Genomic DNA, 12,850 nt, shown 5'->3' with positions numbered 1-12,850 from the left:
ACCTATTACAGCAGCTCAACAGCCACCGCAGTGGCTTCGCCGCCGCCGATACACAGGCTGGCCACACCGCGCTTGCCGCCGGTGCGCTTGAGCGCGTGGATCAGGGTGAGGATGATGCGCGAGCCAGTGGAGCCCACCGGGTGACCCAGGGCGCAGGCGCCGCCGTGAATGTTCACCTTCTCGTGGGGAATGCCCAGGTCGATCATCGGCATCATGGCCACCATGGCAAAGGCTTCGTTGATCTCGAACAGATCCACGTCGTCCACGGTCCAGCCGGCTTTCTTCATGACCGCCTCGGTGGCACCGATGGGCGCAATGGTGAACTCGCTGGGATGTTTGCTGTTGGTAGCGTGGGCCAGGATGCGGGCCAGCGGCTTGAGGCCACGCTCATTGGCCACGGACTCACGGGCCAGTACCAGCGCGGAGCCGCCATCGGAGATGGAGCTGGCGTTGGCGGCGGTGACGGTGCCGTCTTTGGCGAAGGCCGGACGCAGGGTCGGGATCTTGTCGATGTTGGCGTTGCCGGGCTGCTCGTCGGTGTCGACAACCACTTCACCCTTACGGGTTTTCACGGTCACCGGCACGATCTCGTCCTTGAACCAGCCGTTGTCGATGGCCGCCTGGGCACGCTTCAGGGATTCGATGGCGTAGTTGTCCATGTCTTCCCGGCTGATGGAGCGCTTGTCCGCGACTTCCTGGGCGAAGGAGCCCATCAGGCGGCCGGTTTCTGCATCTTCCAGCCCGTCCAGGAACATGTGGTCATAGACCTGACCATGACCCATGCGCATGCCGCTGCGGGCCTTGTCCAGCACATAGGGAGCATTGGTCATGGATTCCATACCTCCGGAAACGACGATGTCGTTGGTGCCGGCCTTGATGGAATCATAGGCGAACATGGTGGCTTTCATGCCGGAACCACACAGCTTGTTGATGGTGGTGGCACCGGTGTTGTCCGGCAGGCCGGCCAGACGCATGGCCTGGCGGGCCGGGCCCTGCTTGAGGCCAGCGGGCAGTACACAGCCCATGATGACTTCCTGTACGTCTTCCGGCTTCAGGCCGGCACGGGACACGGCTTCACGGATAGAGGCGGCGCCCAGTTCGGGAGCGGAGACCGCAGACAGGGAACCCTGGAAGCCACCCATGGCAGTACGGGCACCATTTACAATTACTACAGCATCATCAGACATCGTTTTCTCCTGCCAGCACGCAGTTATCAAAATTTGGGGCGCATTGTACTTGAAACAAGGGGGAGACACCCCATCTCACAGGGACCTGCCGGTCACGGATCAGGCATTGGCGATAGAATTCGTCTATTGCAGCCAAAGGCAATCATGGTAAACCCCGGTCCGTGGTGGAGATTGCCGCCGGTAGCTTGTTATTATCGTTCAGCCGTTGGCGGCAGGCATGCCGTCAGCGGGGAATTTCTTTCTGTTGCCGAGCCGCAACAGAACAACATGATGTCAGGGGAAATGACTATGGCTTTTGAATTACCGCCGCTTCCGTTCGAGAAAAATGCACTGGAACCGCATATTTCTGCAGAGACTCTCGAGTACCATCACGGCAAGCACCACAATGCCTATGTGACCAAGCTGAACGAGATGGTTGCCGGCACTGACAACGAAGGCAAATCCCTGGAAGAGATCATCAAGAGCGCTGAAGGCGGTCTGTTCAACCAGGCCGCACAGGTCTGGAACCACACCTTCTACTGGAACAGCCTGAGCCCCAACGGCGGTGGCGCTCCCACCGGCGACCTGGCTGCGGCCATCGACACTGCCTTCGGTTCCTTCGACGAGTTCAAGTCCCAGTTCAACGCCAAAGCGACCGGTAACTTCGGTTCCGGCTGGACCTGGCTGGTGAAGAACAGCGATGGCAGCCTGGAAATCGTCAACACTGACGATGCGGATACCCCGATCGCTCACAACAAGGGCCAGACCCCGCTGTTCACCGTGGACGTGTGGGAGCACGCCTACTACGTGGACTACCGCAATGCCCGTCCCAAGTATCTGGAATCCATCTGGAACCTGATCAACTGGGACTTTGCCGCCAGCAACTTTGCCGGCTAAGACGGGTTATCCCCTTTCGGGATACCGTTCAGGTAACGAAAAAGGCCGCTTTTGCGGCCTTTTTCGTGTCTATCTGGCGGCGATGAGGGAAGTTTGGTAGCGTCCTCGGCCCGGGATATTGTCGGGTTTTGTGTGGTCCAACCCGCAGGTTAATGAAAATAACAGGTGTGATATGCGTTTTTTTGGAATCTTTTTTCTTGTCATGGGGTTGTGGGTAACCAGTGTTTCCGCCGAGCAGCCGCCTGCCGCCACCGAAGAGGAACAGAAAAGCCCTGAGCAGCAAGCTATGGATCAGCTGGCAGAGGCCGGCCTGCGCCAGGCATTGCAGGCCATCCAGCGCTCCGGTGGGCTCTATCCTTTCGGCTTGATCCAGTCCGGCGATACGGTGCGGGCGGTGGGCTATTCCGGTGATAAGGCTGACGCGCCCAGCGCTGAAGAGTGGGCCCAGGGCCTGTTCATGCAGCTGCGCAAGATCGGCAAGGAGCAGCCGGATATCGAGCTGATGGGCCTGTTCCGTCTGCATGACATCACCGGTGACAACGGCGAAAAAATCACCGGTGTTTGGGCCCAAGTGGATCATCGTGACGTGCGCCCCTGGGTGATCTTCCTGCCGTTGCTCAAGAACGATGACGGCAAGCACGAGCTAGGCGATATGGTGTATTACGCCACCGAACAGCCGTTGTTCGAGAAGAGCGGCGAATAAGTTTTGTATTCACAGCCAGTAAATGGGCGCTGTTCGACAGCGCTGCCGTGCCCCCCATGGCACTATCTATCAATCGCCATCAATCAGGCATTAGCCGGGATTGCAGGACACAGGAATGACGCGAGATCGTGAAGTAAATCTGGGTAATCTGAATGATGTCACCGTGGATGACCATGGTGATGCGGCTCGCCGGCCCTCTTCCGCCGGCAACAACAAGCCGTCCGGCAAGGGCGCGAAGCCTCCCAAAGCACCCCAAAAGCCGGCTCCGGCCTCCCATGGTAGCGGCGGTGGCTGGATGATTGCCTGCCTGGTGCTGGTGGTCCTGATCGCCGTCATGGGCGTCTGGTTCCAGAAACAGATGACCGTGCTGCAGACACAGATGGACGAGCGCATCTCGGAATCAAGCCAGGAGCTGGGCAACCTCCAGTCCCGGTTGTCTGCCACCGACGAGAGCCTGAACCAGTCCTCGGACAAGCTGCTGGATACGGTTCGCACCCAGGGAAAGAAGCTGGAAGAAAACAACACTGAAATCCGCAAACTCTGGGATCTGAGCAACAAGCGCAACCGGACGGATATTGACGAGCAGAGCAAGAAGTTGACCGCCTTGTCCGCTACCCTCAATGAGGTAAAAAAGGCCCAGGCTGGCGTGGATGGCAAACTGCAGGGCATCAGCAAGGACACCGCCGCCCTGAAAAAGCAGGTGGACAGCGCGGTTTCCGCGGTGAACAAGAGCAGTGAGCAGTGGCAGACCCGCATCAGCCAGATGCAGACCCAGGTGGATGTGTTGGCGGAAAACATCAATCAACTGGAAAGCCAGCAGCAAAGCCTGAAAAACGGTCTGGCCAAGCTGGAGAAAGCCCAGGCCGGGCTGGCATCACTGAAGGACCGAGTGGATGATACTGAAGCAGCGGTAGCTGCTTTTGATGCCTATCGGCTGCAGGTAAACAGCCGTTTGGATAAACTGGAAGGGCGCTGATTAACCACGGGGGGTGGTGATCAGTTAAAAACAACAAGTAAAAGAGCGTCTTGCCATGGCCAAGTTGCCGGAAAGTAAAGAACGGCGTTTACAGGGGCTGAATCAGGATGTGCTGGCGGTAGCGACCCCGGTACCGGGGCCGGACCTGGAGCCGGTGACACTGGGACCCCAGAAAAAACACAAACCGATATCGGTCAGCGAAGGCGGCCATTCCGGTTTGCTGTGGCTGTCGCTGGTGCTGGCGGTCATCGCCCTGTTGCTGGCCGCCAGCCAGTGGCTGGCCAACAGCGAAACCAGCCGTGAGCTGAGCGAATTGCGGCAGCAATACTATCAGCTGGCCTCAGAACGCAAAGGGGAGCAGGGGGGGCGCAATGCGGCAAAAGCGTCGGATCCCGCTGTTTCCGAGGCAGCACTCGACAATGCTGCGGTAGCGAGTCTGCGAGAAGATTTACGTGAGCTGAATGCCAAGGTGCGTGGGCTGACCGTGGCCCTGGCCAAGCAGCGTAACAGTAGCCAGGAAAGTGCCGAACTGGCGACACGCCTGGACGGCATGGACAGCAGATTGAAAGGCCTGTCCTCACGGATCACCAGCCTGGCTGACCGACCGCAACCCGCCACCACCCCCGTGGCACAACCGGTATCAGACAACAGTGCCGAGGTGTCCGTGCTGGCGGGCAAGGTAGCGAAAATCGACAAGGACCTGCAGGCCCTTTACCGGATTCTCCAGGGGGGCTGATCCCGCTGGTAATTAACGAGTAGCCTGCTAGAATAGCCGCCCATTGCGCCAGTGGTGGAATTGGTAGACACGCCAGATTTAGGTTCTGGTGCCGAGAGGTGTGGGGGTTCAACTCCCTCCTGGCGCACCATCTCAAAGAAAGGCCGTAACAGCGTTGCTGTTACGGTCTTTTTTTTGGGGGGGCTTTTACCGTCCTGCGTGTATGGCTGGTGGCGCATTTATTGAGCCACCTGGGTGCTCAAGCGAATGCGTTTCTTTATGGCGCCTCCCCTTGCCCAAGTTGCTATCAAGTTAATTTCATTTCCTGCCAGTTTTTACTTTCTTTTCATACCGTTCACTTCTCAGATCCATAACATGCCCCCCCTGTCGAATCCGCTAATCGGGGAAGGGTATGCGGTATTACCTCAGCAAGATCATGGCCGACGATAACACTTGGGAAATCCACACGGTGAATTGCGGGCAGCTGCCCAGGGAAAATGATCATCGCATTTATCTGGGCGATTTCGATCACTGTATTCACGCTTTACCGGTGGCTAAGCTGTATTTCCGGACATTGCGGTTTTGTCCGGAATGTTCCCTCCACGCTTAGGCGACACTTGCTCGTTCGCCTCCTCCCGCGTAAAACAAAGGGAGAGGTGTCATTATGCGAGTGCACACACAAGACAGGAACCGAAAGGCCGGCCAGTTTCCGGCGGCACGAAAGCTTGAAGCCGACCGCGTGCGGCTGCTGGCGCTGGTGGCGTTGGCGGTGGGGGCGTTGGTGTTGGGCGGGTTAATCCACGCCGAGGGCCAGGCGGCACACGGTTCCCTGCATGAGATCAAGGCGTCGCTGATCGCGGCGGTGGATTCACTCTAGGAAATACGAGGGAGGCCGTCCGGCGGACCTCCCCGCGTTACCTGACTAAAGCGCGTTTTGTACCGTTACAGGCGTGGTCACTAACGCCGTGTCCAGTACCTGGCGGCGGCGAGCAGGGTCCATCATATTGAAACCAAAGGCTTTCAGGTCGTCCGCATTGGGCTCCAGACGAATCACTCTCTTGCCCGCCTTTTCCAGTTTGTTCACTTCCCGATCCACGATACCGGTCATGTAGCGGCGTACCCGCCGTTCGATGGCGGTTAGTGGCGAGCGCGGCTTGTCCGGTTGCCGTGAGGCCATGGGGGCGAGAATGATCACCTCGTCCACGGCGCTGTCCACCAGCAGATCCGCCGAGGTGGGGGACGCCACGCCACCGTCGATGTAGGTGCGGCTGCCCAGGCTTACCGGCGGACACCAGACGGGGACCCCGTAGGACGCACAAACCGCATCGCGGATATTCGCCTGTGGCGCGCCGCCTTTACCGAAGGGCACCCGTTTGCCGCTGGTGGTATCCACGGCCATGATCCAGGTGGCCGGGTGGGCCACCCAGTCAGCGCCCCCGGTGGCGTCGTCCACCAAGCGCCGGAAGGGCGTCATGTCAAACTGGCCCCGGGGCAGCAGGCCGCAGAAGGCGGTCAATGGCGAGACGTCTCCACGCAAGCCTTTCAGAGCAAGTTTGGCGCCGGTGAGACTGGCCGCGGGTAGCGGTGGCAGGGCACCACCGGTATCGCTGTCGTGATTCCAGCGGCATTGTTGACGGGTGCCCTGCTGGCAGGCCAGCAGCTGATCCACGCTGACGCCGCTCCCCAGCAAGGTGGCCAGCACCGCGCCTGCCGAGGTGCCGATAAGGATATCGGCGTCGCGGGCGTCCCAGTCCAGTTTCTGCTCTAGATGGTGCAGGGCGGCAATGGACCAGGCGCCGCCGGCGACACCGCCGCAGCCCAGTACCAGGGCGCGACGGGGAGATGGAGTGTTGTTTGTCATTATTCAGGCCTGTTCACATTAAAAGACGGGTTGGCTGGCGGGGGTGAGCGAGTAGTTTTCCGCATCAAAGTCCTTGAGCAGACGCTGCATTTCCAGGGTACTCCAGGGAAAGCCCACACTGTTGAAACCGTTCTTGTCCAGGTAGTAGCTGGAGCAGCCGCCGGTGTTCCAGACGGTGCCCTGCAGGTCTTTCTGGACCTTGCGATTGTAGGTTTTCTGGCTATCGGCTTTGACTTCCACCCGACTCAGTTGCTGCTCGCGCATGGTTGTCAGGGTGCTGAGGATATAGTTGATCTGCGCTTCAATAACGATAAAGGCAGAATTGTGGCCGATACCCAGATTGGGCCCCAGCACCATGAAGGCATTCGGCAGGCCGGCAATGGTGGTGCCACGGTAGGCCTGCATGCCGTCCTTCCACATCTGGCTGAGTGAGTCGCCGGCATCGTTGAAGATGTGATCGGCAATGGGCGGCTCGGTGACGAAGAACCCGGTACCCAGAATAATGGTGTCCACCTCGCACTCGCTGCCGTCCTGGCCCACCAGGGTATTGCCGCGCACCGCTTTCAGGCCGGTGGCAAACACATCCACATTGTCCTGATTGAGTGCCGGGTAATACTGGTTGCTCATCAGCACCCGCTTGCAGCCCAGGGTGTAATCCGGGGTCAGCTTGGCGCGCAGGGCCGGATCCTTGATGGCCAGGCGAATATGCGCCTCGCCCAGTTTCTGGATCTGCCGAAGCAGGGCGGGTTTGCGAAAACCGATGCCGAAGGTTTCAAAGCCGCCGTAGAGCATCTTGCGCCAGGCGTTCAGGGTGAACGGCAGACGGAAGAAGGTTTCCTCGATTTTCGGGATGGGGTGATCCGGCTTGGGCAGCACCCATTGCGGGGTACGCTGGAACAGGGTCAGGTGCTGCACCTTGGGCTGGATCTCCGGGACGAACTGGATGGCAGAAGCGCCGGTGCCGATCACGGCTACCCGTTCGCCGCTCAGGTCGTGGTCATGGTCCCAGCGGGAGGAATGGAACAGCTTGCCTTGAAAATCCTTCAGGCCGGGGATGTTCGGAATGATGGGTTCGTGCAAGTAGCCGGAGCAGGCCACCACGGTACGGGCCCGGTAGAGCCGGTCGCCGGTCTGCACTTCCCAGAGATTTTCCCGCTCCCGCCACTGGGCCCGTTCCACGCCCTGATTGAAGCGAATGAAGGCGGGTATGTTGTGGCGGTTAGCCGTTTCACGCACATAGTCGAGAATTTCCGCCTGGCCGGCGAAGGCCCGGCTCCAATCCGGTTTCTGGGCAAAGGAATAGGAGTACAGCGCCGAGGGCACATCGCAGGCACAGCCCGGGTAGGTATTATCCCGCCAGGTACCGCCCAGGTCGGCGGCTTTTTCCAGGATCACAAAGTTATCGAAGCCGGTTTCGCGCAGGCGAATGCCCAGGCCAATGCCGCTGATGCCGGCGCCCACAATCAGGACGTCATAAAGGGGAGTGTTGGCTTGCTGTGTCATGGGAAGGTCCGGGGTCACTGGTTCGGTTGCGGGCTGAAGAAATCCATGGCCCGGTTGGTCAGATTCAGGTTGGCGACCTGTTTGGCCAGGGCGTAGATATCCGGGTAGATCACCCGGGCGCCACCCTTGCGGAAGGTGCGGTAGATGCGCTCGGCCAGCACCTCCGGCTTGCCGGTGGGGATATAGCGGGACACCGGGCCTTTCTTCACCTGGCTGCGGGCATGGCTTTCCAGGCCGGAATGGATCGGCCCCGGGTAGACGGTGATCACATTCACGCCCTGCTTCTTCAGATCCAGCCGGGCGATTTCCGAGGCCAGGCCGATGCCGGCCTTGGCGCCACCGTAGTAGCTGCAGCCACGAATCGGCACGCGCCCGGCCATGCTGGCCACATTGATCACGCAACCGTTGCGGGCCTCCACCATGGTTGGCAATGCCAGGTCCATCAGCCGCATGGGGGCGGTGAAGTTGATATCCAGCAAGCGTTTGCCCTGCTCCCAGCCGGTGCCGGTGATGCTGATGATGTCCATGATGCCGGCACAGTTGACCAGCACATCCACCGGCCCGCGACGGTCAATCAGCGACTGCCACCAGCCAGGCAGGGCGTCGATATCGGTCAGATCGCAGGTTTCCGCTTGAGCGCCGTGCTGGTCGGCGGCCTGGGCGAGGGCCTCGGCATTCAGGTCCACCAGGGTGATGCGTGCGTCCGGGTGATGCTGACGAAACTGCCCGGCGAGCTGGCCGCCAATGGCGCCGGCACCGCCGGTAATCAGGATATGTGTGGGTGTCATGATTGCGTGCCTTTGTTGTTGTGATTGGCGATGGCGAGCCAGCAGGCATCCCGTGCCCGTGTCAGGTCGTCATCATCCAGGGTCAGATAGCCCAGGCGCTCTGCCTTGAAGACACCGACGAAAGCTCCCCAGAACAGCGCGATGGCCAGATCCGGTTTCATGATGTCGTTGAGCAGGCCGGTGCGCTGGCCGATGACCACCATCATGCCCAGGGGAATCAGCAGGGCCTGCTCCTGATGGCGGCTTTCCGGATCCAGGTAGCTGTGGTGATCCTGCATCTCCAGAAAATGAAAGGCGTCCGGCTCTTCGCGGGCAAAGGCGGTAAGCCGGGCCCAGAGGTTGTCGAACAGACTGCGCGAGGGGTGAAGCAGGTCGAGATCGCTGAGCAGGCGTTCCTTGAGACGGTGCTTACTATCCCGAAACACGGCATTGATCAGCGTTTCCTTGCTGTCGAAATAGCGATACAAAGTCCCTACACCTACACCGGCTTCCGCCGCGATCGGCGGCACCGGCGTGCCGTGCAGGCCATGCTCGGCAAACACCCGCAACGCGGCCTGGATGATCTGCTTGCGCTTGCGACTTTCCTTGTTGTCGACCGGGGTAACCGGGGCAGCGGTGGCCATGGCTCGTCTCACTCAGACAATGAATGAATGTTCATTCCGTAACTGTGCCATTGGGTGATGTTCTTATGGAAGGGTCATATGGGGACAAATGATAGCGGCTAGCTACTAGCCTCTAGCTACGAGCTAAAATCTTTAAGCTCGTAGCTCGTAGCTCGTAGCTCGTAGCTCGTAGCTGGGGGCAGGGGGTTAGATCAACCCTTTCTCCCGGGCGGCAAGCTCGGTAAGTTCGGCGGCGAGGGTGACCGGGCGGGCGTAGGAGCGGTCATAGTGGGCCTGGGCCAGGGCGTGGCATTCGGCACTGATCTGATCGTAGAGCTCCCGGGGTAGCAGGCCCTGGGTTGGGGGCAGGGCGCGCAGGCCGAAACGATCATAGGGTATCTGTTGTTTACCGGCGGCCTTGAGCAGCTCCGGCACCCAGCCCTGGGGGGAAAGCTGGGTCTGGTAACGCAGATTCTGGAAGTCCATCTCCGCCGCCAGCCGGTCCGCCTCGGTGACCACGAAATAGTTATCCACCACCTGACAGAGCAGCAGATTCAGCCGTTTCCAGACGATCTGCTTCTCTTCGTTAGTGTAACCATTCCAGTGCACCACCTCGTGACTGAAGCGGCAACAGCCACGGCAGACCGTATCACCGAAGACGGTGGAACAGACGCCGATACAGGGGGTGTGGATGCGATTGACTGCCATGGCAGAAGATTATCAGAAAAGGCGGTGCAGGGGAGGGGAGAGACGAATCACTTGGCGGGAATTTGAGCACCTACCTTCATCTTGAGCAATACCCGCAAATCGGCCATAGTTAGCACCTTCATAAGCATTATCTTGCGCGGAATAATAAACAGGGTCGCCCCTGGCCAACGGGAAGCGGCATCACTGGAGAATAATAATGCGATTGGCTGTGTTACTGGCAGCTTGCCTGTGGATGCTTTCGGGATGTTCCGGCCTCGGCATGGGGATTCCCTCCACCCCGGGTGCCTTTATCCATGCCCCCCAGGGCAAGACTTTCAAACCCATGGATACGCTGGATCCGCGTAATGCCATGGTCTATATCTACCGTCCGATTACCCGTTGGGGCTACGAAGAAGTGCAGGCACCGGTGTTCTTCATGGATGCTTCGCAGTTGTTCGGTCTCAAGGCTGGCGCCTACAGCTGGCTGGAATTGCCCGCCGGCACCCATGACTTCTATGCTCGCCGTCCGCTTAGCGTGCTTTACCTGAAGATGGTCTTCGAAATGCCGCTGAAAGTGGAAGGGGGCAAGGATTACTACTTCCGCTACTCGGAAACCCGTCCGCTGGATATGGAAGAACTGGTCGCCGACCCGGAAAACTACCAGCAGGCCGGCCCGTTGCAGCAGGTCCCCCGTGCCGTGGCCCTGCGAGAAATCGCCGACCTGCGTCTGGATGAGCCAGGCGTCTATTATGCCGGTAAGGACAGCAAGGTGCCGCGCTGGGCGCCGTTCCATACGTACGCGACGGAGTGAAGGCAGCTGCGAGTGGCTAGCTACTAGCTTCTAGCAAAAATAAAAAAGCCCCGGCATGCCGGGGCTTTTGCTGTCTGGAGAGGAATAACCTTTCTACGAAGCCGCTGTAGGAGCGGCGCTTGAGCCGCGAACCTCGCGTAGCGAGGAAATCGCCCATAGGGCGATCAGGAGTTTCAGAACTCGACAGGTTCCAGAAAAATAGCGGGTAGACCTTGATCTCCCCTCGCCAAGGCTCGGATCGCGCCGCCAGCGACGCTCCTACAGCGGATTTTTCTGTTAGCTAGCAGCTAGCAGCTCGTATCTAGTCACTCTCCGTCAGCCGCCGCTTGGTCTGCAACAACCGCTTCCACTGTTCCACGTACTCCGGCAGGGCCGGGGAGGTTTGGTTGAAGCCGGTGATTTCCTGCAGGGTCTGGGGGCTGATGGATTTGCCACCATAGACGTTGGCCACCCGCAACAGGGCATGGGTGTGCAGTTTGCGCTGGGATTCGAAGCGCTGGTCGTAGTACACGTACTTGTCGTCCCAGCCGAGAATACGGGTGTGGACCTGGAATTGCTGGTATGGCCGCAGCTCGCGGATGTAGGAAATCTCGGTGTTGGCCACCACGCCATTACAGCGTGCTTCGATCATGCGGTTGAGCAACCCGGTGACCACCGCATGTTCCAGTCGGCAGCGATCCATGAACTTCAGGTATTTGGCATTGTTCAGATGCATGTTCAGGTCAATATCCAGCAACCCCACCCGGTATTCCTGGGTGACAACATCAAACAGCTGGTGTGTGGGCGGCCGTTTACGACGGCGAGCCGCACTGATCAGTTCGAGCATCCGATCTCCCTATGCCACGGTGGCCGTGACCCCTTTTATTCTTTCGAAGACTGAATCGGCAAAAAAACGCGGTTCAGTATAACGGTACCAGTGCCAGTTCACACTATTAGCTGATGTCAAAGTGATCAGTTTTACAGTCTTTGCGGTGCTGGTCAGCGTCTGGCCTGTGATGCAAGGCCGTTGTTTGTGGGTAACTGAATCAGGCGCAGGCCAGATGAAGGCTGAACAGACTATCGCTATCGGTCCAGCAGGCGGAAGGGGTAAAACCGGCGTCGACCAGTTCGGCGGAAAACCCTTCGACGGTAAATTTATAGGAATTTTCCGTGTGAATACGGGTGCCGGCGGCCAGTGTCAGGGTGTTGTCGCCAAGGCGGATGTGCTGGTCCTGCAGGCATTCCAGGTGCATTTCGATACGGCTTTGTGTGCTGTTGTAGAACGCCAGGTGGCGCATGGTATCGGTATCGAAACCACAATCCAGCTCCCGGTTGAGGTGGTGCAGGGCATTCAGGTTGAAGGCGGCAGTGAGTCCCTGAGCATCATTGTAGGCGGCGTGGAGTTGTTCCGGCGGTTTCTGCAGATCCGCACCGATCAGCAAGGAGCCGCCGGGGCCGGCCAACGCGCGCAGGCCGCGCAGGAAGGTGGCCCGCTGAGCGGGTTCAAAATTGCCGATGGTGGAGCCGGGGAAAAAGACCAGACGCCCCGGTTGTTGCAGGCCCTTGGGCATGGCCATGGCCTGGCAATAATCCGCGCAAACAGCGCTGATCTGTATTCGGGGGAAGTCGTCTGCCAGACGTCGGGATGCGTCAAGCAGGCATTCCCGGGAGATTTCCAGTGGCATGTAATGCTCGGGTTGCCAGGCATTCAGGAGTACACGGATTTTTTCGCAGCTGCCGGCACCGGGCTCGGCGATGGTATGGGGGCTGTCCAGCCGTGAGTGAATCTCGTCGGCGTAGCTGCGCAGAAGGGTGGCTTCGGTGCGGGTAGGGTAGTACTCCGGAGTGCGGGTGATCTGATCGAAGAGGGTGGAGCCGGTTTCGTCGTAAAAGAATTTGGGATGCAGCGTCGGGGTTGGTGATCGCAGGGACTGACTGACTTCGGCAAGCATGTCGGTGGTGGGTGGGTGCAGGTCGAAGAAGGTCAGGTTGGGGCCAAGCTGTTGTTGATTCACGACGGGTCTCCCGCAAGGCGAATACCGCTGAACTGCCAGCGGTGATGAGGATAGAAAAAATTGCGATAGCTGGCGCGCAGATGGTCTCGGCTGCTGGCGCAGGAGCCGCCGCGTAGCACCATCTGGTTGCACATGAACTTGCCGTTG

The 12,850-nt window shown here is 59.3% G+C and carries 14 protein-coding genes, 1 tRNA gene and 1 pseudogene; 7 read left to right on the top strand and 9 right to left on the bottom strand.

Annotated features, from left to right (window positions below; translation table 11 throughout):
- Positions 1 to 5: 5 nt before the first annotated feature.
- Positions 6 to 1,187 carry an acetyl-CoA C-acyltransferase gene (locus HUJ17_RS03565; RefSeq protein WP_063525640.1) on the bottom strand — a complete coding sequence of 394 codons (1,182 nt, stop codon included), beginning with the start codon at positions 1,185 to 1,187 and terminating at the stop codon, positions 6 to 8.
- A gap of 288 nt (positions 1,188 to 1,475) precedes the next feature.
- On the opposite strand from HUJ17_RS03565, the gene HUJ17_RS03560 reads away from it, so the two are divergent.
- The 6 genes from HUJ17_RS03560 (at position 1,476) to HUJ17_RS03535 (ending at position 5,334) form a co-directional block, all read left to right on the top strand.
- Positions 1,476 to 2,063, top strand: coding sequence for a Fe-Mn family superoxide dismutase (locus HUJ17_RS03560; RefSeq protein WP_290509379.1), 588 nt, complete (start codon positions 1,476 to 1,478; stop codon positions 2,061 to 2,063).
- Between the two features lie 172 nt (positions 2,064 to 2,235).
- Positions 2,236 to 2,766 carry a hypothetical protein gene (locus HUJ17_RS03555; protein WP_290509378.1) on the top strand — a complete coding sequence of 177 codons (531 nt, stop codon included), beginning with the start codon at positions 2,236 to 2,238 and terminating at the stop codon, positions 2,764 to 2,766.
- A 115-nt stretch (positions 2,767 to 2,881) separates the two neighbouring features.
- Positions 2,882 to 3,742 carry a hypothetical protein gene (locus tag HUJ17_RS03550; protein ID WP_290509377.1) on the top strand — a complete coding sequence of 287 codons (861 nt, stop codon included), beginning with the start codon at positions 2,882 to 2,884 and terminating at the stop codon, positions 3,740 to 3,742.
- 55 nt (positions 3,743 to 3,797) lie between these two features.
- On the top strand, positions 3,798 to 4,478 hold the full coding sequence (locus HUJ17_RS03545; protein ID WP_290509376.1) for a hypothetical protein: 681 nt from the start codon (positions 3,798 to 3,800) through the stop codon (positions 4,476 to 4,478).
- A 45-nt stretch (positions 4,479 to 4,523) separates the two neighbouring features.
- Positions 4,524 to 4,608: transfer RNA gene (locus HUJ17_RS03540), tRNA-Leu, on the top strand.
- Positions 4,609 to 5,121: 513 nt separating this feature from the next.
- A complete protein-coding gene (locus HUJ17_RS03535) occupies positions 5,122 to 5,334 on the top strand; it encodes a hypothetical protein (protein ID WP_290509375.1) in 213 nt (70 codons plus the stop codon).
- A gap of 45 nt (positions 5,335 to 5,379) precedes the next feature.
- On the opposite strand, the gene HUJ17_RS03530 is transcribed toward HUJ17_RS03535, so the two are convergent.
- The 5 genes from HUJ17_RS03530 to HUJ17_RS03510 all read right to left on the bottom strand — a co-directional run bounded on the left by HUJ17_RS03530 (position 5,380) and on the right by HUJ17_RS03510 (position 9,919).
- Positions 5,380 to 6,318, bottom strand: a complete 939-nt coding sequence (locus HUJ17_RS03530) for a patatin-like phospholipase family protein (protein ID WP_290509374.1) — start codon at positions 6,316 to 6,318, stop codon at positions 5,380 to 5,382.
- An 18-nt stretch (positions 6,319 to 6,336) separates the two neighbouring features.
- Positions 6,337 to 7,821 carry an NAD(P)/FAD-dependent oxidoreductase gene (locus HUJ17_RS03525; RefSeq protein WP_290509373.1) on the bottom strand — a complete coding sequence of 495 codons (1,485 nt, stop codon included), beginning with the start codon at positions 7,819 to 7,821 and terminating at the stop codon, positions 6,337 to 6,339.
- 14 nt (positions 7,822 to 7,835) lie between these two features.
- A complete protein-coding gene (locus tag HUJ17_RS03520) occupies positions 7,836 to 8,609 on the bottom strand; it encodes an SDR family NAD(P)-dependent oxidoreductase (RefSeq protein ID WP_290509372.1) in 774 nt (257 codons plus the stop codon).
- Entirely contained in the window at positions 8,606 to 9,232 is a 627-nt protein-coding gene (locus HUJ17_RS03515) for a TetR/AcrR family transcriptional regulator (protein WP_290509371.1), read from the bottom strand. Before HUJ17_RS03515 ends, HUJ17_RS03520 begins: the two co-directional genes overlap by 4 nt.
- Before the next feature lie 186 nt (positions 9,233 to 9,418).
- The gene (locus HUJ17_RS03510; protein WP_290509370.1) at positions 9,419 to 9,919 is read right to left on the bottom strand and encodes a DUF1289 domain-containing protein; all 501 of its coding nucleotides are present in this window, start codon (positions 9,917 to 9,919) and stop codon (positions 9,419 to 9,421) included.
- Positions 9,920 to 10,115: 196 nt separating this feature from the next.
- Between HUJ17_RS03510 and HUJ17_RS03505 the strand changes: the two genes are divergently transcribed.
- Positions 10,116 to 10,709: a DUF2846 domain-containing protein gene (locus HUJ17_RS03505; RefSeq protein ID WP_290509369.1), complete on the top strand. Its 594-nt coding sequence runs from the start codon at positions 10,116 to 10,118 to the stop codon at positions 10,707 to 10,709.
- Between the two features lie 301 nt (positions 10,710 to 11,010).
- Here the strand turns inward: HUJ17_RS03505 and HUJ17_RS03500 are convergent, their stop codons facing one another.
- The 3 genes and pseudogenes from HUJ17_RS03500 to HUJ17_RS03490 form a co-directional block, all read right to left on the bottom strand.
- Positions 11,011 to 11,535: an acyl-CoA thioesterase gene (locus HUJ17_RS03500; protein WP_035249412.1), complete on the bottom strand. Its 525-nt coding sequence runs from the start codon at positions 11,533 to 11,535 to the stop codon at positions 11,011 to 11,013.
- A 199-nt stretch (positions 11,536 to 11,734) separates the two neighbouring features.
- Positions 11,735 to 12,703 carry an L-histidine N(alpha)-methyltransferase gene (gene egtD / locus HUJ17_RS03495; RefSeq protein WP_290509368.1) on the bottom strand — a complete coding sequence of 323 codons (969 nt, stop codon included), beginning with the start codon at positions 12,701 to 12,703 and terminating at the stop codon, positions 11,735 to 11,737.
- A pseudogene (locus tag HUJ17_RS03490) lies at positions 12,700 to 12,850 on the bottom strand (ergothioneine biosynthesis protein EgtB); the annotation flags it as partial. The gene egtD and the pseudogene HUJ17_RS03490, both read right to left, overlap by 4 nt.

It is taken from the genome of Alcanivorax sp., from assembly GCF_014762765.1.
In the GTDB taxonomy this organism is placed as follows: Bacteria; Pseudomonadota; Gammaproteobacteria; order Pseudomonadales; family Alcanivoracaceae; genus Alcanivorax.
This window is presented reverse-complemented; position numbering and strand designations above follow the sequence as displayed.